Origin of the sequence: Micromonospora sp. A202 (genome assembly GCF_006715105.1) — a bacterium.
Classification (GTDB): Bacteria; Actinomycetota; Actinomycetes; order Mycobacteriales; family Micromonosporaceae; genus Micromonospora; species Micromonospora zamorensis.
In genome coordinates, this window is record NZ_VFMP01000001.1 from 5,915,828 (window position 1) to 5,935,442 (window position 19,615).

At 67.8% G+C, this 19,615-nt stretch carries 30 protein-coding genes; all 30 read right to left on the minus strand.

Going from position 1 to position 19,615, the window contains the following annotated elements; genetic code table 11:
- Window positions 1–117: 117 nt before the first annotated feature.
- Window positions 118–969: a type I methionyl aminopeptidase gene (gene map, locus FBZ33_RS27325; protein ID WP_099848674.1), complete on the minus strand. Its 852-nt coding sequence runs from the start codon at window positions 967–969 to the stop codon at window positions 118–120.
- 87 nt (window positions 970–1,056) lie between these two features.
- A complete protein-coding gene (locus FBZ33_RS27330; protein WP_088950228.1) occupies window positions 1,057–1,710 on the minus strand; it encodes an adenylate kinase in 654 nt (217 codons plus the stop codon).
- A complete protein-coding gene (secY, locus tag FBZ33_RS27335; protein ID WP_088950229.1) occupies window positions 1,711–3,039 on the minus strand; it encodes a preprotein translocase subunit SecY in 1,329 nt (442 codons plus the stop codon).
- Window positions 3,040–3,272: 233 nt separating this feature from the next.
- Window positions 3,273–3,716 carry a 50S ribosomal protein L15 gene (rplO, locus tag FBZ33_RS27340; RefSeq protein WP_030329906.1) on the minus strand — a complete coding sequence of 148 codons (444 nt, stop codon included), beginning with the start codon at window positions 3,714–3,716 and terminating at the stop codon, window positions 3,273–3,275.
- Window positions 3,716–3,898 (minus strand): 50S ribosomal protein L30, encoded by a 183-nt coding sequence (gene rpmD / locus FBZ33_RS27345; protein ID WP_007465262.1) that lies wholly within the window; start codon window positions 3,896–3,898, stop codon window positions 3,716–3,718. The genes rplO and rpmD overlap by 1 nt, the downstream gene beginning before the upstream one ends.
- Entirely contained in the window at window positions 3,898–4,512 is a 615-nt protein-coding gene (rpsE, locus tag FBZ33_RS27350; protein WP_088950231.1) for a 30S ribosomal protein S5, read from the minus strand. The genes rpmD and rpsE overlap by 1 nt, the downstream gene beginning before the upstream one ends.
- Before the next feature lie 33 nt (window positions 4,513–4,545).
- Window positions 4,546–4,935: a 50S ribosomal protein L18 gene (gene rplR, locus FBZ33_RS27355; protein WP_088950232.1), complete on the minus strand. Its 390-nt coding sequence runs from the start codon at window positions 4,933–4,935 to the stop codon at window positions 4,546–4,548.
- The gene (gene rplF, locus FBZ33_RS27360) at window positions 4,932–5,474 is read right to left on the minus strand and encodes a 50S ribosomal protein L6 (protein WP_088950233.1); all 543 of its coding nucleotides are present in this window, start codon (window positions 5,472–5,474) and stop codon (window positions 4,932–4,934) included. The genes rplR and rplF overlap by 4 nt, the downstream gene beginning before the upstream one ends.
- Window positions 5,475–5,490: 16 nt before the next feature.
- Entirely contained in the window at window positions 5,491–5,898 is a 408-nt protein-coding gene (rpsH, locus tag FBZ33_RS27365; RefSeq protein WP_088950234.1) for a 30S ribosomal protein S8, read from the minus strand.
- A 116-nt stretch (window positions 5,899–6,014) separates the two neighbouring features.
- A complete protein-coding gene (locus FBZ33_RS27370; protein WP_007465272.1) occupies window positions 6,015–6,200 on the minus strand; it encodes a type Z 30S ribosomal protein S14 in 186 nt (61 codons plus the stop codon).
- A gap of 1 nt (window position 6,201) precedes the next feature.
- Window positions 6,202–6,768, minus strand: a complete 567-nt coding sequence (rplE, locus tag FBZ33_RS27375; RefSeq protein ID WP_088950235.1) for a 50S ribosomal protein L5 — start codon at window positions 6,766–6,768, stop codon at window positions 6,202–6,204.
- The gene (rplX, locus tag FBZ33_RS27380) at window positions 6,768–7,088 is read right to left on the minus strand and encodes a 50S ribosomal protein L24 (protein WP_179781030.1); all 321 of its coding nucleotides are present in this window, start codon (window positions 7,086–7,088) and stop codon (window positions 6,768–6,770) included. Before rplX ends, rplE begins: the two co-directional genes overlap by 1 nt.
- Complete coding sequence (gene rplN / locus FBZ33_RS27385; RefSeq protein WP_007465279.1) at window positions 7,085–7,453, minus strand: 50S ribosomal protein L14; 369 nt, start codon at window positions 7,451–7,453, stop codon at window positions 7,085–7,087. Before rplN ends, rplX begins: the two co-directional genes overlap by 4 nt.
- Before the next feature lie 97 nt (window positions 7,454–7,550).
- Window positions 7,551–7,829, minus strand: coding sequence for a 30S ribosomal protein S17 (gene rpsQ, locus FBZ33_RS27390; protein ID WP_030489590.1), 279 nt, complete (start codon window positions 7,827–7,829; stop codon window positions 7,551–7,553).
- Window positions 7,826–8,062, minus strand: a complete 237-nt coding sequence (rpmC, locus tag FBZ33_RS27395) for a 50S ribosomal protein L29 (RefSeq protein WP_007465283.1) — start codon at window positions 8,060–8,062, stop codon at window positions 7,826–7,828. The genes rpsQ and rpmC overlap by 4 nt, the downstream gene beginning before the upstream one ends.
- Window positions 8,062–8,487 carry a 50S ribosomal protein L16 gene (gene rplP / locus FBZ33_RS27400; RefSeq protein WP_007465292.1) on the minus strand — a complete coding sequence of 142 codons (426 nt, stop codon included), beginning with the start codon at window positions 8,485–8,487 and terminating at the stop codon, window positions 8,062–8,064. Before rplP ends, rpmC begins: the two co-directional genes overlap by 1 nt.
- 3 nt (window positions 8,488–8,490) lie before the next feature.
- The gene (gene rpsC, locus FBZ33_RS27405; RefSeq protein WP_088950236.1) at window positions 8,491–9,378 is read right to left on the minus strand and encodes a 30S ribosomal protein S3; all 888 of its coding nucleotides are present in this window, start codon (window positions 9,376–9,378) and stop codon (window positions 8,491–8,493) included.
- Window positions 9,378–9,836 carry a 50S ribosomal protein L22 gene (gene rplV, locus FBZ33_RS27410; protein ID WP_007465297.1) on the minus strand — a complete coding sequence of 153 codons (459 nt, stop codon included), beginning with the start codon at window positions 9,834–9,836 and terminating at the stop codon, window positions 9,378–9,380. The genes rpsC and rplV overlap by 1 nt, the downstream gene beginning before the upstream one ends.
- 41 nt (window positions 9,837–9,877) lie before the next feature.
- Window positions 9,878–10,159 carry a 30S ribosomal protein S19 gene (gene rpsS / locus FBZ33_RS27415; protein ID WP_007465299.1) on the minus strand — a complete coding sequence of 94 codons (282 nt, stop codon included), beginning with the start codon at window positions 10,157–10,159 and terminating at the stop codon, window positions 9,878–9,880.
- A gap of 12 nt (window positions 10,160–10,171) precedes the next feature.
- The gene (gene rplB / locus FBZ33_RS27420; protein WP_088950237.1) at window positions 10,172–11,011 is read right to left on the minus strand and encodes a 50S ribosomal protein L2; all 840 of its coding nucleotides are present in this window, start codon (window positions 11,009–11,011) and stop codon (window positions 10,172–10,174) included.
- 12 nt (window positions 11,012–11,023) lie between these two features.
- Window positions 11,024–11,326, minus strand: a complete 303-nt coding sequence (gene rplW, locus FBZ33_RS27425) for a 50S ribosomal protein L23 (RefSeq protein ID WP_007465304.1) — start codon at window positions 11,324–11,326, stop codon at window positions 11,024–11,026.
- Window positions 11,323–11,973: a 50S ribosomal protein L4 gene (gene rplD / locus FBZ33_RS27430; protein ID WP_007465305.1), complete on the minus strand. Its 651-nt coding sequence runs from the start codon at window positions 11,971–11,973 to the stop codon at window positions 11,323–11,325. Before rplD ends, rplW begins: the two co-directional genes overlap by 4 nt.
- Window positions 11,970–12,635 carry a 50S ribosomal protein L3 gene (rplC, locus tag FBZ33_RS27435; RefSeq protein WP_099848680.1) on the minus strand — a complete coding sequence of 222 codons (666 nt, stop codon included), beginning with the start codon at window positions 12,633–12,635 and terminating at the stop codon, window positions 11,970–11,972. The genes rplD and rplC overlap by 4 nt, the downstream gene beginning before the upstream one ends.
- Before the next feature lie 11 nt (window positions 12,636–12,646).
- Entirely contained in the window at window positions 12,647–12,955 is a 309-nt protein-coding gene (gene rpsJ / locus FBZ33_RS27440) for a 30S ribosomal protein S10 (protein WP_007073037.1), read from the minus strand.
- Between the two features lie 350 nt (window positions 12,956–13,305).
- Window positions 13,306–14,499 (minus strand): elongation factor Tu, encoded by a 1,194-nt coding sequence (gene tuf / locus FBZ33_RS27445; RefSeq protein WP_088950239.1) that lies wholly within the window; start codon window positions 14,497–14,499, stop codon window positions 13,306–13,308.
- Window positions 14,500–14,711: 212 nt separating this feature from the next.
- Window positions 14,712–16,808 (minus strand): elongation factor G, encoded by a 2,097-nt coding sequence (gene fusA, locus FBZ33_RS27450; protein WP_088950240.1) that lies wholly within the window; start codon window positions 16,806–16,808, stop codon window positions 14,712–14,714.
- Between the two features lie 75 nt (window positions 16,809–16,883).
- Window positions 16,884–17,354 (minus strand): 30S ribosomal protein S7, encoded by a 471-nt coding sequence (gene rpsG, locus FBZ33_RS27455; RefSeq protein WP_007465317.1) that lies wholly within the window; start codon window positions 17,352–17,354, stop codon window positions 16,884–16,886.
- Between the two features lies 1 nt (window position 17,355).
- Window positions 17,356–17,730: a 30S ribosomal protein S12 gene (gene rpsL / locus FBZ33_RS27460; RefSeq protein WP_007465318.1), complete on the minus strand. Its 375-nt coding sequence runs from the start codon at window positions 17,728–17,730 to the stop codon at window positions 17,356–17,358.
- A 516-nt stretch (window positions 17,731–18,246) separates the two neighbouring features.
- Complete coding sequence (locus FBZ33_RS27465) at window positions 18,247–18,627, minus strand: hypothetical protein (RefSeq protein ID WP_088952026.1); 381 nt, start codon at window positions 18,625–18,627, stop codon at window positions 18,247–18,249.
- A 601-nt stretch (window positions 18,628–19,228) separates the two neighbouring features.
- Window positions 19,229–19,597: a hypothetical protein gene (locus FBZ33_RS27470; RefSeq protein ID WP_141911172.1), complete on the minus strand. Its 369-nt coding sequence runs from the start codon at window positions 19,595–19,597 to the stop codon at window positions 19,229–19,231.
- Window positions 19,598–19,615 lie beyond the last annotated feature (18 nt).

The window sequence follows — 19,615 nt, forward strand, 5'->3', positions numbered from 1 at the left end:
CCCACCCCAGGGCTCGGTCGATCATGAGGTTATCGCCACCGACGCCGGCGTGTCGTGACCACAACTTCATGATCAACGGGCGGTGCCGGGGGGTGGAGGCCCTGGGGGTGGGAGGTTTCAGGGGGTTTTGGAGGCAGCAGGTTGGCGGGCGGTCACCAGGTCGCCCAGGCGGGCCCGGCCGCCGTCGAACGCGGTCAGCACCCAGACCCCGTCCGGCAGCAGAGCCATCGAATGCTCGACGTGCGCCGCCACCGAGCCGTCGCGGGTCACCACCGTCCACCCGTCGGACAACTCGACAGTACGCGGGGACGCCATCGTGATCATCGGCTCGATGGCCAACGCCATGCCGGGGACCAGGCGTGGGCCCTTGCCCGGCCGACCGTGGTTGAGCACGTGCGGGTCCTGGTGCATCTCGGTGCCGATGCCGTGCCCGCCATAGCCGTCGACGATGCCGTACCGGCCACCCTTGCGGACGGCGGTCTCCACCGCGTGCGAGATGTCGGTGAGTCGGCCCTTGCCGCTGGCCGCACCGCGGGCGGCGGCGGCGATGCCGGCCCACATCGCGTCCTCGGCCACCGCGGCCATCTTCAGCAGAGCCGGGTCGACCTCGCCGACCCCGACGGTGATCGCAGAGTCGCCGTGCCACCCGTCCAGGACCGCACCGCAGTCGATCGAGATCAGGTCACCGGCCTGGAGCACCTGCTTCGGCGACGGGATGGCATGCACGATCTGCTCGTTGACCGAGGAGCAGATCGACGCCGGGAAACCGTGGTAGCCCTTGAACGACGGAACGCCACCCGCCTCGCGGATGGTCGACTCGGCGATGGCATCCAGATCGGCGGTGCTCACCCCGGGGGCGACAGCCTCCCGCATCCGGCGAAGCGCCTCGGCGACCACCAGCCCGGCGGCCCGCATCTTCTCGATCTGGTCAGGGGTCTTCAGCTGGATGTCCAGCTGGGGACGACGCATGGAGCGATTACCTTTCGTTGCCGAACAGCGGGGCACATAACGCGTACCCCGCTGTTCGCACTCTATCCGCCGTGGCCCGGCCGGACCTCAGCCGCCGTACGACCGCAGGGCGTCGATGGCCCGGGTGGTCACGTCCTCCACCGGGCCGGTGGCGTCGATCCCGACCAGCTTGCCCTGAGCGCCGTAGTAGTCGACCAGGGGTGCGGTCTTCTCGCTGTATTCGCGGAGCCGCGTCGCGATCGTCTCCGGCTTGTCGTCGTCGCGCTGGAACAGCTCGGCGCCGCACCGGTCACAGATGCCGGGCCGGGTCGTGGCGTCGAACTCGACGTGCCAGATCTTGCCGCAACCCCGGCAGGTGCGCCGGCCGGAGAGCCGCCGGATCACCTCGTCGTCGTCGACCACCAGCTCCAGGACCAGATCGAGCGCGGTGCCCAGGTCAGCGAGGAGCTTGTCCAGAGCGGCCGCCTGCGGAGTGGTCCGCGGGAAACCGTCGAGAAGGAAACCCTCGCTGGCGTCGGGCTCGGCCAGCCGGTCCCGGACCATGTTGATGGTGACCTCGTCCGGAACCAGCTCGCCCGCGTCCATGTAGCGCTTCGCCTCGACCCCGAGCGGCGTGCCCTGGGTGACGTTCGACCGGAAGATGTCTCCGGTCGAGATCTTCGGCACCGAGAGGTGCGCGGCGATGAACTCGGCCTGTGTGCCCTTGCCCGCCCCCGGCGGGCCAACCAGAACGAGTCTCATCTACCGCAGGAACCCTTCGTAGTTCCGCTGCATGAGTTGGCTCTCGATCTGCTTCACGGTCTCCAGACCGACGCCGACCATGATGAGCACAGCGGTGCCGCCGAACGGGAAGTTCTGGTACTGCTGGTTGTCCAGCCAGATGAAGAAGAAGTTCGGCAGGATCGAGATGACGCCCAGGTAGAGCGCGCCCGGCAGGGTGATCCGACTGAGGATGAAGTCCAGGTAGTCGGCGGTCGGCTTGCCCGGGCGAATGCCCGGCACGAACCCGCCGTACTTCTTCATGTTGTCCGCGACCTCGGTCGGGTTGAACGTGATCGAGACGTAGAAGTACGTGAAGAAGATGATCAGCAGGAAGTAGACCGCGATGTAGATCGGGCTGCTCGGGTTGACCAGGTTGTTCTGGATCCACGCCTGGGTCTTGCCCGGGTCGGTCTGGTCGAAGAACTGCAGGGCCAGCTGCGGCAGGTAGAGCAGCGACGAGCCGAAGATGACCGGGATGACACCCGCCTGGTTGACCTTCAACGGGATGTAGGTCGAGGTGCCGCCGTACATCCGCCGGCCGATCATCCGCTTGGCGTACTGCACCGGAATGCGGCGCTGGGCCTGCTCGATGAAGGTGACAGCGGTGATGACCACCAGGACCAGCGCGATGACCAGGGCGAACATGTCCCAGCCCTTGCTGGTCTTGATCTGCCAGCCCTCGCTGGGCAGCCGCGCCGCGATCGAGGTGAAGATCAGGACGGACATGCCGTTGCCGACGCCGCGGTCGGTGATCAGCTCACCGAGCCACATGACCATGCCGGTGCCGGCGGTCATCGTCATCACCAGGATGGTCAGGGTCAGCCAGTCCGGGATGCCGGTGCCGGTGGGGATGATCGGGAACTGGTCGCACTTGTTCTGGAACAGCTGCCCGGAGCGGGCCAGGGCCACGAAGGCCGAGGCCTGGAGCACACCGAGGCCGAGGGTCAGGTAGCGCGTGTACTGCGTGATCTTCGCCTGACCGGCCTGGCCCTCCTTGCGGAGCTGCTCCAGACGCGGGATCACGACGGTCAGCAGCTGCAGGATGATCGACGCGGTGATGTAGGGCATGATGCCCAGCGCGAAGACCGAGAGCTGTAGCAGCGCTCCGCCGGAGAAGAGGTTGAGCAGGTTCACCACCCCGGTGGTGTCCCCCTGGATGGTGTCGAGGCACTTCTGCACGTTGCCGTACGAGACGCCCGGGCTGGGGAGCGTCGCGCCCAGCCGGTAGACCGCAATGATGCCTACTGTGAACAGCAGCTTCTTGCGCAGGTCAGGCGTACGGAACGCACTGAGAAAGGCGGACAGCAACTTCTTCCTCCTGCGCGAGGCGGGCCGCCGGTGATCCCTGGCGGGTCGGGGTGGATCACGGGCGAGCGCCCGCAATCCATGGCTGGGATGGGACTCTAACAGCCCCACCCCGGTCCGGGCAGATGCGCCCGACTACATAAATCGATTCCGATATTACCGGGCGCTCAGGCCCCAGGCAGACCATGGCGCCCGCCAGTTGCTCACAACTGGACGGGCGCCATGGGTTGTACGCCTTACAGCTCGGTGACGGAGCCACCGGCAGCAGCGATCTTCTCCTTGGCCGACGCACTGAACGCGTGCGCAGACACCTGGAGCGCCACACCGCCGAGATCCCCGGTGCCGAGGACCTTGACCGGGTGACCCTTGCGGACCGCGCCGGACTCGACGAGCTCCAGCGGGCCGACCTGACCACCATTCGGGAACAGCTCAGCGAGCCGGTCCAGGTTGACCACCTGGAAGACGACCTTGAACTTGTTCTTGAAGCCCTTCATCTTCGGAAGGCGCATGTGGATGGGCATCTGCCCACCCTCGAACGCCGCCGAGATGTTCTTACGGGCCTTGGAACCCTTGGTACCGCGACCAGCGGTCTTGCCCTTGGAACCCTCACCGCGACCCACACGGGTCTTCGCGGTCTTGGAACCGGGCGCCGGGCGCAGGTGGTGAACCTTGATCGTCATTACTCGACCTCCTCGACCTTCACGAGGTGGCTCACAGTGAAGATCATGCCGCGGATCTCGGGCCGGTCCTCCTTGACCACCACGTCGTTGATCCGCTTGAGACCGAGCGAACGCAGCGACTCACGCTGGTTGTGCTTGGTCCCGATACCGGACCGGAGCTGGGTGACCTTCAGACGTGCCATCAGCGAGCCACCCCCGCACGCGACGCCAGCATGGCTGCCGGCGCGACGTCCTCCACCGGCAGACCACGACGCGCCGCGACCTGCTCGGGGGACTCAAGCCCCTTCAGGGCCGCCACGGTGGCGTGCACGATGTTGATCGGGTTCGACGAGCCGAGGCTCTTCGAGAGCACGTCGTGGATCCCGGCGCACTCCAGCACGGCGCGCACCGGACCACCGGCGATGACACCCGTACCGGCCGAGGCCGGCTTGAGCAGCACGACGCCAGCGGCGTCCTCACCCGTGATCGGGTGCGGGATCGACTGGCCGATCCGCGGAACCTTGAAGAAGTGCTTCTTGGCCTCCTCGACACCCTTGGCGATGGCCGCGGGCACCTCCTTGGCCTTTCCGTAGCCCACGCCGACCGTGCCGTCGCCGTCGCCCACGATCACCAGGGCGGTGAAGCTGAAGCGACGACCACCCTTCACGACCTTGGCGACGCGGTTGATCGCGACGACCCGCTCAAGGTGCGGGGTCTTCTCGACGGGCGCGTTTCCGCGGCCGCCCTCACGGCGGTTGTCGCGGCGACCACCCTCGTTGCCACCGGACCCGCCGCCACGGCGCTGTTGACCTGGCATCAGCAGCCTTCCTTATCTCTCGTGACGGGGTTGTTAGAACTCGAGCCCGGCTTCGCGGGCGGCGTCGGCAAGCGCGGCGACTCGCCCCGCGTACCGGTTGCCACCGCGGTCGAAGACGACCTTGGAGACGCCGGCGGCCTTGGCCCGCTCGGCGAGCAGCGCGCCCACCTTGCCAGCCAGGGCGCTCTTGTCGCCCTCCGTACCACGCAGCGAGGCGTCCAGGCTCGACGCCGACGCCAGGGTGTGACCCTTGGTGTCGTCGACGACCTGGGCAACCATGTGCCGCAGCGAGCGGGTGACGACCAGGCGCGGACGCTCGGCCGTACCACTGACGTTCTTGCGGACGCGGAAGTGCCGACGCGCACGCCCGACGGCGCGCTTGGCGGCAACGCCGCGGCGGCGCTTGAGCAGCGTGGCGCTCACTTCTTACCTGCCTTTCCAGCCTTGCGGCGGATGACCTCGCCCTGGTACTTCACGCCCTTGCCCTTGTAGGGCTCCGGCGGGCGGATCTTCCGGATGTTGGCGGCGACCTCACCGACCTGCTGCTTGTCGATGCCAGCCACGTGGAACAGGGTCGGCCGCTCCACCGTGAAGGTGATGCCCGCCGGGGCGGGGACGACCACCGGGTGCGAGAACCCGAGCGCGAACTCGAGGTCCGAACCCTTGGCGGTGACCCGGTAACCGGTGCCGGCGATCTCCAGGCTCTTGCGGTAGCCCTCGGTGACACCGACGATCATGTTGGCAACCAGCGTACGGCTCAGGCCGTGGAGTTCCTTGGCCTTGCGCTCGTCGTTCGGCCGGTTGACGCTCAGCTGCCCATCCTCGGCCCGCTCGACCGTGATCGGCTCGGCGAGGGTGTGCTCAAGCTGGCCCTTGGGGCCCTTGACCTTGACGGTCTGCCCGTCGATCGTGATGTCGACGCCGGCTGGCACCGGGATCGACTTACGTCCAATTCGCGACATTTCTACCAGTCTCCCGTTACCAGACGAAGGCGAGGACTTCCCCGCCAACACTCCGCTTGCGGGCCTGCCGGTCGGTCAGCAGCCCCTGGGACGTCGAAATGATCGCCACGCCCAGCCCACCGAGCACCCGCGGGAGCCCGTCCGACTTGGCGTACACCCGGAGACCGGGCTTGGACACGCGCTTGATGCCGGCCAGGCTCCGCTCGCGGCTCTGGCCGTACTTCAGCTCGACGACCAGTCGCTTGCCGACGGCGCCCTCTTCGGGCTCCTCGACCGACCAGGCAGCGATGTAACCCTCGGCCTTCAAGACCTCGGCGATGTTCGCCTTGATCTTGGAGTAGGGCATCTTCACCTGATCGTGGTACGCCTGGTTGGCGTTACGCAGACGCGTGAGCATGTCTGCGATCGGGTCGGTCATCGTCATGGATTTCGTCAGCCTTTCTCGCCGGGGTTCCCCGGGCATCAGCCCCGGGCCTACGGCGAAGAGCAATACCTAATCGGTGCAGGAGTTCCCGGCCGACGGCCGGGACGCGGTCGCCCTTACCAGGAAGCCTTGGACACGCCCGGCAGCTCACCGCGGTGAGCCATCTCCCGGATGCAGACCCGGCAGAGCCCGAACTTGCGGTAGACCGCCTTCGGACGCCCGCACCGCTGGCAGCGGGTGTACGCGCGAACCGAGAACTTCGGCTTCGCGGCCGCCTTGATGATCAGCGCCTTCTTGGCCATCTCAGTTCTCCTTGAACGGGAAGCCCAGGAGCTTGAGCAGCGCCCGGCCCTCGTCGTCGGTCGTGGCGGTCGTGACCACCGTGATGTCCATGCCCCGCTGGCGATCGATCCGGTCCTGGTCGATCTCGTGGAACACCGACTGCTCGGTCAGACCGAACGTGTAGTTGCCGTGCCCGTCCAGCTTGCGCCCGTCCAGGCCGCGGAAGTCGCGGATACGCGGCAGCGCGATGGAGAGCAGCCGGTCCAGGAACTCCCACATCCGGTCGCCACGAAGGGTGACCTTCGCGCCGATCGGCATGCCCTCGCGGAGCTTGAACTGCGCGATGGACTTGGTCGCCCGCCGCACCTGCGGCTTCTGGCCGGTGATCGTGGCGAGGTCGCGGACCGCGCCGTCGATCAGCTTGGCGTCGCGAGCAGCCTCGCCGACACCCATGTTGACGACGACCTTGACCAGCCGCGGCACCTGCATGGGGTTGCCGTAGCTGTGCTGCTCACGCAGCTGGGCCACGATCTCGTTGCGGTACCGCTCCTTGAGGCGCGGCAGGGTCTTTTCGGTAGCCGTGGTCATCACAGGTCCTTACCGGTGCTACGCGCGATGCGGACCTTCTGGCCGTTGTCGTCGATCCGGTAACCGACGCGGGTCGGCTTGCCGTCGGAGTCCAGGACCTGCACGTTCGAGACGTGGATCGGGGCCTCCTGAGTGACGATGCCGCCGGTCTTGGCGCCACGCTGGGTGGTGCTGATACGGGTGTGCTTCTTGACCCGGTTCACGCCCTCGACCAGGACCTTGTCCTGCCGCGGGTAGGCCGCGATGACCTTGCCCTTGGCACCCTTGTCCTTGCCGGCGATGATGACGACCGTGTCGCCCTTCTTGACCTTCACGGTCACAACACCTCCGGCGCGAGGGAGATAATCTTCATGAACCGCTTGTCCCGCAGCTCCCGGCCCACCGGGCCGAAGATGCGGGTACCACGCGGGTCCCCGCCGTCCTTGATGATGACGGCGGCGTTCTCGTCGAAGCGGATGTACGAGCCGTCCGGCCGACGCCTCTCCTTGGCGGTGCGAACGACGACCGCCTTGACGACGTCGCCCTTCTTCACACCGGCACCCGGGATCGCGTCCTTGACCGTGGCCACGATGACGTCGCCGATGCTCGCGTAGCGCCGACCCGAGCCACCGAGAACCCGGATGCAAAGGATCTCCCGAGCACCCGTGTTGTCGGCGACGCGCAGTCGCGACTCCTGCTGAATCACGTCTATCTCCTATGTCTGCCGGTTCTCCGGCCGCCGTAGCGGCCGGCCGGAGCCTGGCGGAACCTACGCCCGACGCAACGCCGGGCTCGAGCCTTCGCTACTTGGCCTTTTCCAGGATCTCCACGATCCGCCAACGCTTGGTGGCGCTCAGCGGCCGGGTCTCCATGATGAGAACCCGGTCGCCGGTGCCAGCGGCGTTCTGCTCGTCGTGCACCTTCAGCTTGGCCGTACGGCGCATGATCTTGCCGTACAGCGCGTGCCGAACCCGGTCCTCGACCTCGACCACGACGGTCTTGTCCATCTTGTCGCTGATCACCAGGCCCTCGCGGACCTTGCGGCGCGACCGCGCGGCGGCGGTGGCGGTCTCTTCGGTCATGATGCAGTCACCTCAGTCGGCGCGGCCGAGAGCCCCAGCTCACGCTCACGCATGATCGTGTAGATCCGGGCAATCTCCCGACGGATGACCTGCAGCCGCCGGTTGTTGTCCAGCTGCCCGGTTGCGGCCTGCACGCGGAGGTTGAACAGCTCCGCCTTGGCCTCCCGCAGCTTCGTGACCAGCTCCTCTTCGGAGAGCTCACGCAGCTCGGTCGCCTTAACGCCCGCTGCCATCAGGATTCACCCACTTCGCGCGTAACAATGCGGCACTTCATCGGGAGCTTGTGGATCGCGCGACGCATGGCCTCTCGCGCGATCTGCTCGTTGGGGAAGGACATCTCGAAGAGAACCCGCCCCGGCTTGACGTTGGCGACCCACCACTCGGGCGAACCCTTACCGGAACCCATCCGGGTCTCGGCAGGCTTCTTGGTGAGGGCCTGGTCCGGGAAGATCGTGATCCAGACCTTGCCACCACGCTTGATGTGGCGAGTCATCGCGATACGTGCCGACTCGATCTGCCGGTTCGTCACGTACGCCGGCTCGAGAGCCTGGATCCCGAACTCGCCGAAAACCACCCGGTTACCACCCTTGGACGCGCCACTGCGGTCCGGGTGGTGCGGCTTGCGGAAGCCCTTCGGGGGCTTGCGCGGCATCAGCATCTGTCAGCCCTCCTGCTGCGTTTCTGCCGGCTGAGTCGCGGCCGGAGCGGTAGCCGTTGCGGCGACAGCTGCGCTGTCGACCGGCTCGCCACTCGGCGTCTCGGCCTGCTGCGCGATGGTGGTCGCAGCAGCCCGGCCGGCCTCGGTGCCACCAGCCGTGGTGCCGGACGAACCCGACCGACCACGGCGCGGACGCTCGGGACGGTCGCCACGCTCACCACGACGCGGGCGGGACGGACCGGCCTCGGCCGGAGCCTCCCGGCCCGGAACGGCGTCGCCCTTGTAGATCCAGACCTTGACACCGATCCGGCCGAACGTCGTACGGGCCTCGAAGAAGCCGTACTCGATGTTGGCCCGCAGCGTGTGCAGCGGAACCCGGCCCTCACGGTAGAACTCGGTCCGGCTCATCTCGGCGCCGCCGAGGCGACCCGAGACCTGAACCCGAATGCCCTTGCAGACCGGGTTCTTCATCGCCGACTGCATGGCCTTGCGCATCGCCCGACGGAAGCTGACCCGGCTGGACAGCTGCTCGGCCACGCCCTGCGCAACCAGCTGGGCGTCCGACTCGGGGTTCTTCACCTCGATGATGTTCAGCTGAACCTGCTTGCCGGTGAGCTTCTCCAGCTCGCCGCGGATCCGGTCGGCCTCCGCACCCTTACGGCCGATGACAATGCCCGGCCGGGCGGTGTGGATGTCGACGCGAACACGGTCGCGGGTGCGCTCGATGTCGACCTTGGAAATCCCGGCACGCTCGAGGCCCTTGGACATCATGCGGCGGATCTTGACATCCTCGCCGATGTAGTCCTTGTAGAGCTTGTCCGCGAACCAGCGGGACTTCCAGTCGGTCGAGATGCCGAGCCGGAACCCAGTGGGGTGAACCTTCTGACCCATTACTCGGCGTCCTCCGTCTTGCTCTGCGCTTCGGCCGGTGCGGCCTCCGTGGCCGGGGCGGCCTTCTTCGCCGCGGCCTTCCTCGGCGCTGCCGGCGCGACCGCTTCGACCGCCACAGTGATGTGGCAGGTGCGCTTGCGGATTCGGTACGCCCGACCCTGCGCCCGCGGCTGGAACCGCTTCATCGTCGGGCCCTCGTCAACGAAGGCCTCGCTGACGAGCAGCGCGTCAGGGTCCAGCCGCTCGTTGTTCTCCGCGTTGGCGATCGCGCTAGCGAGCACCTTGTACACCTGCTCGCTCGCAGCCTGCGGCGCGAACTGCAGCACCGTTAGCGCCTCCTTCGCGGGCAGGCCGCGGACGAGGTTGACCACCCGGCGCGCCTTCATCGGCGAGATGCGCACGTGCCGCGCAACCGCCCGCGCGCCCGGAAGCACCGGAGCGTCGCCCTTTCCTGGCATCGCTGTAACCCCTTGTTCCCTCTATCCGTATGCCCGCGGCGTCAGCGCCGACGGCTCTTCCGGTCGTCCTTCTCGTGACCCTTGAACGTGCGGGTCAGCGCGAACTCGCCGAGCTTGTGCCCGACCATCGCCTCGGTCACGAACACCGGGACGTGCTTACGTCCGTCGTGCACGGCGATCGTGTGCCCCAGCATCTCGGGGATGATCGTCGAGCGCCGCGACCAGGTCTTGATCACGTTCTTGGAACCCTTGTCGTTCTGTACTTCCACCTTCTTGAGCAGGTGGTCGTCGACGAACGGGCCCTTCTTCAGGCTGCGAGGCATGTCTTATCTCCCTCAGCCGCGCTTACGCGTGGCGTAGCGGCGGCGGACGATCAGCCGGTCACTCGGCTGGCCCTTACGGCGGGTGCGGCCCTCGGGCTTACCCTGCGGGTTGACCGGGTGGCGACCACCGGAGGTCTTACCCTCACCACCACCGTGCGGGTGGTCGACCGGGTTCATGGCGACACCACGGACGGTCGGGCGCTTGCCCTTCCACCGCATCCGGCCGGCCTTGCCCCAGTTGATGTTCGACTGATCGGCGTTGCCGATCTCGCCGACGCTCGCGCGGCAGCGCACGTCCACACGCCGGATCTCGCCGGACGGCATACGCAGGGTCGCGTACGCGCCCTCGCGGCCGAGCAGCTGGATGCCGACGCCGGCGGAACGGGCCAGCTTGGCCCCGCCACCCGGACGCAGCTCCACGTTGTGGATCGTGGTGCCGACCGGGATGTTGCGCAGCGGCAGGTTGTTGCCGGGCTTGATGTCGGCGCCCGGACCGGACTCGACGCGGTCGCCCTGCTTCATGTCCTTCGGCGCGATGATGTACCGCTTCTCGCCGTCGGCGTAGTGCAGCAGCGCAATGCGCGCCGTGCGGTTCGGGTCGTACTCGATGTGAGCGACCTTCGCCGGCACGCCGTCCTTGTCGACCCGCTTGAAGTCGATCAGACGGTACTGGCGCTTGTGACCGCCGCCGTGGTGCCGCGTGGTGATCCGGCCGTGGGCGTTACGCCCGCCCTTCTTCGGCAACGGAGCCAGCAGCGACTTCTCCGGCGTGGACCGGGTGATCTCGGCGAAGTCAGCGACGCTGGAGCCACGTCGGCCCGGCGTCGTCGGCTTGTACTTACGGATAGCCATTGTCTACACCCCTCAGCTGACCGGGCCGCCGAAGGCCTCGATGCGGTCACCGTCAGCCAGCTTCACGATCGCCCGCTTGGTCGCCTTGCGCTGACCGAAGCCGGTCTTGGTGCGCTTGCGCTTACCCTGGCGGTTGAGCGTGTTGACCGTCAGGACGCGGACGTTGAAGATCTGCTGGATAGCGATCTTGATCTCGGTCTTGTTCGCGTCCGGGTGCACCAGGAAGGTGTACCAGTTCCGGTTCAGCTCGCTGTAGCTCTTCTCCGAGACGACCGGCGCGACGATGATGTCGCGCGGGTCGGCGATGGTGCTCACTTGCCACCCTCCTCGGTGGTCTCGGCGGGCACGCCCAGGAACTCGTCCAGGGCGTCCTTGGTGAAGACCACGTCGTCGGCCACCAGCACGTCGTACGTGTTCAGCTGGCCGGACTCGATCAGGTGCACCCGCGGCTCGTTGCGCAGCGACACCCAGTTCAGTTCGTCGGTGCTGCTCAGCACGACCAGGACCCGACGGGCCTCGGTGAGCTTGGTCAGCGTGGCCAGAGCCGCCTTGGTCGACGGCTTCTCGCCCGAGACGAACGCCTCGACGACGTGCACCTGCCCGGCGCGTGCCCGGTCGGAGAGGGCACCCCGCAGAGCGGCGGCCTTCATCTTCTTCGGGGTCCGCTGGCTGTAGTCGCGCGGCACGGGACCGTGCACGACGCCACCGCCGGCGAACTGCGGCGCGCGGATCGAGCCCTGGCGGGCGCGACCGGTGCCCTTCTGCTTGTACGGCTTCTTGCCGCCACCGGCGACCTCGCCGCGGGTCTTGGCCTTGTGCGTGCCCTGTCGGGCCGCCGCGAGCTGGGCCACCACGACCTGGTGCATCAGCGCGACGTTGGCCTGCACGTCGAAGATGTCCGCCGGCAGCTCGACCGAGCTGCTGGTGGTGCCTTCGACGGTGCGCACGTCAACGGTGGTCACTTGGCCGCACCGCCCTTCTTCACCTTGCTCTTGGCCGCGGTCCGGACCAGAACCAGCGCGCCCTTGGGACCAGGAATGGCACCCCGGACGAGCAGCAGGTTGTTCTCGGTGTCGACCGCCTGGACGGTGAGGTTCTGCACGGTGTACCGCACGCCACCCATCCGGCCGGCCATCCGGGTGCCCTTGAAGACACGACCCGGAGTGGCGCAGGCGCCGATGGAGCCGGGCGAGCGGTGCTTGCGCTCGACACCGTGACCGGCACCCAGACCGTGGAAGCCGTGCCGCTTCATCGGGCCGGCGTAGCCCTTGCCCTTGGTCTTGCCGGTGACGTCGATGGTGACGCCGGCCGGGAACTCCTCGACCGTGACTTCCTGGCCGAGCGAGTATTCCCCAGCGTCCGTGGTGCGCAGCTCGACGATGTGCCGGCGCGGCGCCACGTCCGCCTTGGCGTAGTGGCCGCTGATCGGCTTCTTGACCTTGCGCGGGTCGATGATGCCGTACGCCAGCTGGACCGCTGAGTAACCGTCCTTCTCGGCGCTACGAACCTGGCTGATGACGCACGGGCCGGCCTCGACCACGGTCACGGGAACAACACGGTTGTTGTCCCAGACCTGGGTCATGCCGAGCTTGGCGCCCAGGATCCCCTTGACTTGCCTGTCCATTTGTCCGGTCCCTACAGCTTGATCTCGATGTCGACGCCAGCCGGCAGGTCGAGGCGCATGAGCGAGTCGACCGTCTTCGGGGTCGGGTCGATGATGTCGATCAGCCGCTTGTGCGTGCGCATCTCGAAGTGCTCGCGCGAGTCCTTGTACTTGTGCGGCGAGCGGATAACGCAGAAACGGTTGATCTCCGTGGGCAGCGGCACCGGGCCCGCGACCTGCGCCCCGGTGCGCGTCACCGTCTCGACGATCTTCCGAGCCGAGGAGTCGACGACCTCGTGGTCATAGGCCTTGAGCCGGATGCGGATCTTCTGTCCCGCCATGGTGGCTTCTGTTCCTTCTCTCGATGCCGCTGTGTTGCGGGCGCCTGTACCGGCTGGTACAGGCCCACTTCGCCGACCCCCGCGGTCGGGCGTGTCGCGCCCTCGGATCGGGCTCCGCCCCGTGGTTCCGGAGCGGTGCTGACCGCGCGGTGGGTCAAGGCGCCGATCGCATTACCGCGACCTGAACGCCGTGCGAGGGTGGTTGGCGACTGGGCCGCCAACCACCCTACGCTCGACTGCCTCGCCACCCGGAGGTTCAGCGAAAGCCGAACACAGGCGACGAACTGTCGTTACGCAACCTGACTAGTATGCCGCACGACCGGCGGCGGGTCTAATCGGGGTTACCTAGTTCACTTGATGATCTTGGTGACGAACCCGGCGCCGACGGTGCGGCCACCCTCGCGGATCGCGAACTTGAGGTTCTCCTCCATGGCGATGGGCTGGATCAGCTTCACCGACATGGTGGTGTTGTCGCCCGGCATGACCATCTCGGTGCCCTCGGGAAGGGTGACGACACCGGTGACGTCCGTGGTCCGGAAGTAGAACTGCGGGCGGTAGTTCTGGAAGAACGGGGTGTGCCGGCCGCCCTCCTCCTTGGAGAGGATGTAGACCGTCGCCTCGAACTCCGTGTGCGGGGTGTTCGAGCCCGGCTTCACGACGACCATGCCGCGCTCGACCTCGTCGCGCTTGGTGCCACGCAGCAGCAGGCCGACGTTCTCGCCTGCGCGGGCGTCGTCCAGGGTCTTCCGGAACATCTCGATCGCGGTGACCTTGGTCTTGAAGCTCTTCTCCTTGATACCGACGAGCTCAACATCCTCGTTCGGCAGGAGAACGCCGCGCTCCACGCGACCGGTGACGACGGTGCCACGACCGGTGATCGTGAAGACGTCCTCAACCGGCATCAGGAACGGCATGTCGACCTCGCGCTCCGGCTGCGGGATCGAGGTGTCGACCGCGGTCATCAGGTCCAGCAGCTTGCCGGTCCACTCGGGGTCACCCTCGAGGGCCTTCAGCGCCGAAACCCGAACCACCGGCAGGTCGTCGCCCGGGTACTCCTGCGACGAGAGCAGCTCACGGACCTCGAGCTCGACGAGCTCCAGGAGCTCCTCGTCATCGACCATGTCGCTCTTGTTGAGCGCCACGACGATGTACGGCACACCAACCTGACGGGCCAGCAGCACGTGCTCGCGGGTCTGCGGCATCGGGCCGTCGGTCGCCGCGACCACCAGGATCGCGCCGTCCATCTGCGCGGCACCGGTGATCATGTTCTTGATGTAGTCGGCGTGCCCAGGGCAGTCGACGTGCGCGTAGTGCCGCGACTCGGTCTGGTACTCGACGTGCGCGATCGAGATCGTGATGCCGCGGGCCTTCTCCTCCGGCGCCTTGTCGATCTCGTCGAACGGCGTGTAAGGGTTCAGGTCCGGGTACTGGTCGTGCAGGACCTTGGTGATGGCCGCCGTCAGCGTCGTCTTACCGTGGTCGATGTGACCAATGGTGCCGATGTTGACGTGCGGCTTAGTCCGCTCGAACTTAGCCTTCGCCACTGGTGTCCTCCTGTGGACTTCTTGGTTCGTACGCCCGGCGCGCCGGTCGGCGCTTAGGACTCTGTCGACAGCCTTTCCGGCCAGAAGGCCGGGAAGCCATTGTGGGTTCTGCGGCGATGAAGCCTACAGGCCCGGTCTCACGCGATCCGATCGTGGTGGCCGCGGGCGGGTGAAACCTCCCGCGACCAACCACGAATCACCTGCTCAGGGCGTTACTCGCCCGTTGCCTTGGCGATGATCTCCTTCGCGACGCTCTGCGGAACCTCGGCGTAGGAGTCGAACTGCATGCTGTAGCTAGCCCGGCCCTGGGTCTTCGACCGCAGGTCGCCGACGTAGCCGAACATCTCCGACAACGGCACCAGAGCCCGGACGATGCGGGCGCCGCTGCGCTCCTCCATCGCCTGGATGATGCCGCGGCGGGAGTTGAGGTCACCGATGACGTCACCCATGTTCTCCTCAGGAGTGGTGACTTCAACGGCCATCATCGGCTCGAGCAGCGCGGGATCGGCCTTGCGGGCCGCGTCCTTCATCACCATCGAGCCGGCGATCTTGAATGCCATTTCCGACGAGTCGACCTCGTGGTACTGGCCGTCGAGCAGCGTCAGCTTCACACCCACCAGCGGGAAGCCCGCCAGGATGCCGTACTGAAGCGCGTCCTGCGCACCGGCGTCCACCGACGGGATGAACTCCCGGGGGATGCGGCCACCGCTGACGGCGTTGGCGAACTCGTAGGTCGGCGATTCGTTGTCCAGCGGCAGCGGCTCGACGCTCACGATGACGCGGGCGTACTGGCCGGAACCACCGGTCTGCTTCTTGTGGGTGTACTCGACCTTGTCCACCTTGCGGCGGATGGTCTCGCGGTATGCCACCTGCGGCTTGCCGACGTTGGCCTCGACGTTGAACTCACGCCGCATCCGGTCGACCAGGATGTCCAGGTGCAGCTCGCCCATGCCGGAGATGACCGTCTGACCGGTCTCCTCGTCCAAGCGGACGCGGAAGGTCGGGTCCTCTTCGGCCAGCCGCTGGATCGCGGTGCCGAGCTTTTCCTGGTCGGACTTGGTCTTCGGCTCGATCGCCACCGAGATGACCGGCTCCGGGAAGGTCATCGACTCCAGGATCACCGGGTTCGCCGGGTCGGAGAGCGTGTCGCCGGTGGTGGTCTGCTTGAGACCCTGCACGGCGATGATGTCGCCGGCCTGCGCCGTCGGACGCTCTTCGCGCTTGTTGGCGTGCATCTGGTAGATCTTGCCGATCCGCTCCTTGCGGTCCTTGGTGGAGTTGACCACCTGGGAACCGGACTCGAGAAGACCGGAGTAGACCCGGACGTAGGTGAGCTTGCCGAGGTGCTTGTCCGTCTGGATCTTGAAGGCCAGACCGGAGAACGGCTCCGACTTGGAAGGCTTGCGGAGCAGCGGCGTCTCGCCGTCCGGCGCGGTGCCCTCGATGGCCGGAACGTCCAGCGGCGACGGCAGGAAGTCGACCACGGCGTCGAGCATGGGCTGGACGCCCTTGTTCTTGAACGCCGAGCCGCACAGCACCGGGTTGGCCTTGCCGGCGATGGTGGCACGCCGGATGGCGGCCTTGATCTCCTCGGGGGAGACCTCCTCGCCTTCCAGGTACTTCTCCATCACCGAGTCGTCGACGTCGGCCAGGGTCTCCATCAGCTTCTCGCGCCACTCGGCCGCGGAGTCGGCCAGCTCGGCCGGGATCTCCTCGATCGCGTAGTCGTCACCCTTCTGGGTCTCCCCACGCCAGGTGAGAGCGCGCATGCCGATCAGGTCGACGACACCGATGTGGTCGCCCTCGAGCCCGATCGGGATCTGGAGCACCAGCGGGGTGGCGTTCAGCCGGTCGATCATCATCTGCACGCAGCGGAAGAAGTCGGCGCCGGTCCGGTCGAGCTTGTTGACGAAACACATACGCGGGACGTTGTACTTGTCGGCCTGCCGCCAGACGTTCTCCGTCTGCGGCTCCACGCCGGCGACACCGTCGTAGACCGCGACCGCACCATCCAGAACCCGCAGCGACCGCTCGACCTCGACCGTGAAGTCGACGTGGCCCGGCGTGTCGATGATCTGGATCGTGTGGCCCTTCCACTCACACTTGGTAGCAGCGGAGGTGATGGTGATGCCACGCTCCTGCTCCTGCTCCATCCAGTCCATGACGGCAGCGCCCTCGTGGACCTCACCGATCTTGTACGTGATGCCGGTGTAGAACAGGATCCGCTCGGTGGTCGTGGTCTTACCGGCATCGATGTGCGCCATGATGCCGATGTTGCGTACGTTGGCGAGCGCGTCTGCGGCGGCCACTTCAATCCCTACTTATCGTCGTCTCGACTCAACTGGTGGCGGTTCCGGCGCCGCGAGGGCGCCGGAACCAGGGTGTTACCAGCGGTAGTGCGCGAAGGCCTTGTTCGACTCGGCCATCTTGTGCGTGTCCTCGCGCCGCTTGACGGCGGCACCGAGGCCGTTGCTCGCGTCCAGCAGCTCGTTCATCAGCCGCTCGACCATGGTCTTCTCGCGACGAGCGCGGGAGTAGGTGACCAGCCAGCGCAGGCCCAGCGTGGTCGCCCGGGTCGGGCGGACCTCGACCGGCACCTGGTAGGTGGCGCCACCGACACGACGGCTGCGTACCTCGAGGGTCGGCTTGACGTTGTCCATCGCCCGCTTGAGGGTGACGACCGGGTCGGTGCCGGACTTCTCGCGGCAGCCCTCGAGGGCCGCGTAGACGATCGACTCGGCGAGCTGACGCTTGCCGCGGAGCAGGATCTTGTTCACCAGCTGGGTGACCAGCGGCGAGTTGTACACCGGGTCAGCGACCAGTGGCCGCCGCGGAGCGGGTCCCTTACGCGGCATGTCAGCTCTTCTCCTTCTTCGCGCCGTAACGGCTGCGCGCCTGCTTGCGGTTGCGGACACCCTGGGTGTCCAGCGAGCCGCGAACGATCTTGTAACGCACGCCGGGGAGGTCCTTCACCCGGCCACCGCGCACGAGCACGATCGAGTGCTCCTGGAGGTTGTGACCGACGCCCGGGATGTAGGCGGTCACCTCGATCTGGCTGCTGAGCTTCACGCGAGCGACCTTGCGCAGCGCCGAGTTCGGCTTCTTGGGAGTGGTGGTGTACACGCGGGTGCACACGCCGCGCCGCTGAGGGGAACCCTTCAGCGCCGGGGTCTTGGTCTTGGTCGTCTTCGCCTGGCGGCCCTTTCGGACCAGCTGCTGGATCGTGGGCACCGGGTTTCTCCGCTCCCTTCGGCCGCATTCGCGGCCGCGCCGTCGCTCGTTAGCCGGCCTGATGACCGGCTCTCCTACATTCCGACCAGGGTCACCTTGCGGAGACCCCGGCACCCGCGGTCGGGCGTGTCGCCCTCGTCACGGCCCCGTTGCGACGCTTTCGCGTGCGTACCGGGTTTGTTCACCGGTGCGCGGGTCGCCCCGCCCCGGATCTTTGGCTTGTCGTGCCGCCGCCCGGACTCCGGGGACAGCGCACGCACGAGTTGCCCGGGCATGCCCGGGCACAAGGGGAAAGAGTACCTACCACAACCGCCCAGGTCAAAACGGAATGGCCCGGCGACTGTCTCACATCCGCCGGCCGGATCTCGTCCTGCCCCGTCGCCCGCGATGGGCACCTGCAGACACAAGTGTACCGGCTTCCCCGCGCGGCCACCCGTCGGCCCCGGGCCGGCCTCAGGCCGGCACCGGGCAGTCACCGCGGGGCCTCGGCATCGCGGCGCCGGACGGTGACGGGCCTCAGGCCAGGGTGAGAAGCAGTGCCAGGCCCAGGCCCAGGAGGCTGAGCACCCCTCCCGCCACGCCACAGCTGATTCCGGCCACGGCAAGCCCACGGCCGGTGAACCGGACCGCGGGAGGCGCCACCGGCCGACGGATCTGCCGCTGACCGAGCAGACCGGTGACGATCGCCGCCACGCCGGCCAGCACCCCGAGCACGGTGAACGCTCCGGAGGCCCAGGCCCCGCCGTCGTCCTTGAAGCTCACCCCGAAGCAGATCACCAGCAGCGAGACCAGGACCGAGGCCACCCCGGCCACCAGCGCCCCGACGGCCAACCCGGAGGTGACCGGCGCCACGTCCAGGTGCACGACACCGAACGGCGTGCCGGGCACCATCTCCACCCGCTTCGGCGGCCGGCGTTGGTCATCAGTGGGCGGCGGCACCGGATGCCCGGTCATGCCACCCCAACCGGGCGCGTGACCCGGTGGCGGCGGCCCCCAACCCGCAGGCGCGCCGGGCCCGGACGACGGCGGACCCCACCCCGCAGGCGAACCAGGCCCGGACGACGGCGGACCCCAGCCCGCAGGCGCGCCAGGCGCGGACGACGGCGGACCCCAGCCGGGACGTGCGCCAGGCCCAGACGGAGGTGGACCCCAACCCGGCGGGGGCGGCGCACCGGAGACCGGGTACTGCTGGCTGGAGCCGGTCGGGGTGGTCGGGCCCCAGCCGGGGTGCGGCACGGGGGATGACGGCGCCGGCGATGACGGCGCGCTCGGCGTGGCCGCGGGCGGGTGCGGCTCGCTGCTCGGGTCCGGTCGCGCCCAGTCAGTCGGCTCGGGCGGGGTCGGCGCGTCCGGATGACCGGCCGGTTCGTCCGCAGGAGGCCGCGCCGGTTCCGTCACGAGGTCCTCCTGTCGAAAGGGCACCGCCGCCGCACGGCGGACACCGGCCAGGCTACCGCCGAGGGCGCCGCCGTCCGCGCCCGGCGCGGCCACGGGCGGCTCAGTCCATGTTCGGAGGGTAGTCGTGGCCGAACGGCGCGCCGGCCAACCGCACCACCCCGATCACCACCGCGGCCACCACGGTGACCGCGACCAGCACGAGGCCGGTCCAGGCCATCCGCTCCCCCCGCCGCAGCCAGGCGCCGCCGGTCAGGAACCCCCCCGAGGCGTACGCCTCACGGCGCGCCTGCCGGGCCAGTTGCAGCGCCACCGTCGCCGGCACCACCCCGCCGATGAAGAGCCCGGTCAGCATGCCGAGCAACCCCAGCGCGAAGACCGCCCGCGCCTTCGTGGCACGGGCCAGATCCGGGTCCAGCGGGTGGCGCAGGCCCTGCTGCGCGACGGGCACCTGCCCGGGTGCGGTCGTCATACCCCCATCATGCCGAAC

Excerpts from the sequence above, each read along its gene's own strand:
- FBZ33_RS27470 (WP_141911172.1), bottom strand. The coding sequence starts at position 19,597 with ATGACGACCGCACCCGGGCAGGTGCCCGTCGCGCAGCAGGGCCTGCGC.
- FBZ33_RS27330 (WP_088950228.1), bottom strand. The coding sequence starts at position 1,710 with ATGAGACTCGTTCTGGTTGGCCCGCCGGGGGCGGGCAAGGGCACACAG.
- rpsS (WP_007465299.1), bottom strand. The coding sequence starts at position 10,159 with ATGCCTCGCAGCCTGAAGAAGGGCCCGTTCGTCGACGACCACCTGCTC.
- rpsH (WP_088950234.1), bottom strand. The coding sequence starts at position 5,898 with ATGACGATGACCGACCCGATCGCAGACATGCTCACGCGTCTGCGTAAC.
- rpsE (WP_088950231.1), bottom strand. The coding sequence starts at position 4,512 with ATGCCAGGTCAACAGCGCCGTGGCGGCGGGTCCGGTGGCAACGAGGGT.
- rplP (WP_007465292.1), bottom strand. The coding sequence starts at position 8,487 with ATGCTGATGCCGCGCAAGCCCCCGAAGGGCTTCCGCAAGCCGCACCAC.
- rpmD (WP_007465262.1), bottom strand. The coding sequence starts at position 3,898 with ATGGCACGTCTGAAGGTCACCCAGCTCCGGTCCGGTATCGGGACCAAG.
- rplF (WP_088950233.1), bottom strand. The coding sequence starts at position 5,474 with ATGTCGCGAATTGGACGTAAGTCGATCCCGGTGCCAGCCGGCGTCGAC.
- rplV (WP_007465297.1), bottom strand. The coding sequence starts at position 9,836 with ATGCCAGGAAAGGGCGACGCTCCGGTGCTTCCGGGCGCGCGGGCGGTT.
- rpsG (WP_007465317.1), bottom strand. The coding sequence starts at position 17,354 with ATGCCGCGTAAGGGACCCGCTCCGCGGCGGCCACTGGTCGCTGACCCG.
- map (WP_099848674.1), bottom strand. The coding sequence starts at position 969 with ATGCGTCGTCCCCAGCTGGACATCCAGCTGAAGACCCCTGACCAGATC.
- rplC (WP_099848680.1), bottom strand. The coding sequence starts at position 12,635 with ATGGACAGGCAAGTCAAGGGGATCCTGGGCGCCAAGCTCGGCATGACC.
- FBZ33_RS27370 (WP_007465272.1), bottom strand. The coding sequence starts at position 6,200 with ATGGCCAAGAAGGCGCTGATCATCAAGGCGGCCGCGAAGCCGAAGTTC.
- rplB (WP_088950237.1), bottom strand. The coding sequence starts at position 11,011 with ATGGCTATCCGTAAGTACAAGCCGACGACGCCGGGCCGACGTGGCTCC.
- rplO (WP_030329906.1), bottom strand. The coding sequence starts at position 3,716 with ATGACGATCAAGGTTCACCACCTGCGCCCGGCGCCCGGTTCCAAGACC.
- rpsC (WP_088950236.1), bottom strand. The coding sequence starts at position 9,378 with ATGGGTCAGAAGGTTCACCCCACTGGGTTCCGGCTCGGCATCTCGACC.
- rplE (WP_088950235.1), bottom strand. The coding sequence starts at position 6,768 with ATGACCACGGCTACCGAAAAGACCCTGCCGCGCCTCAAGGAGCGGTAC.
- rpmC (WP_007465283.1), bottom strand. The coding sequence starts at position 8,062 with ATGGCAGCGGGCGTTAAGGCGACCGAGCTGCGTGAGCTCTCCGAAGAG.
- rpsJ (WP_007073037.1), bottom strand. The coding sequence starts at position 12,955 with ATGGCGGGACAGAAGATCCGCATCCGGCTCAAGGCCTATGACCACGAG.
- rpsQ (WP_030489590.1), bottom strand. The coding sequence starts at position 7,829 with ATGACCGAAGAGACCGCCACCGCCGCCGCGCGGTCGCGCCGCAAGGTC.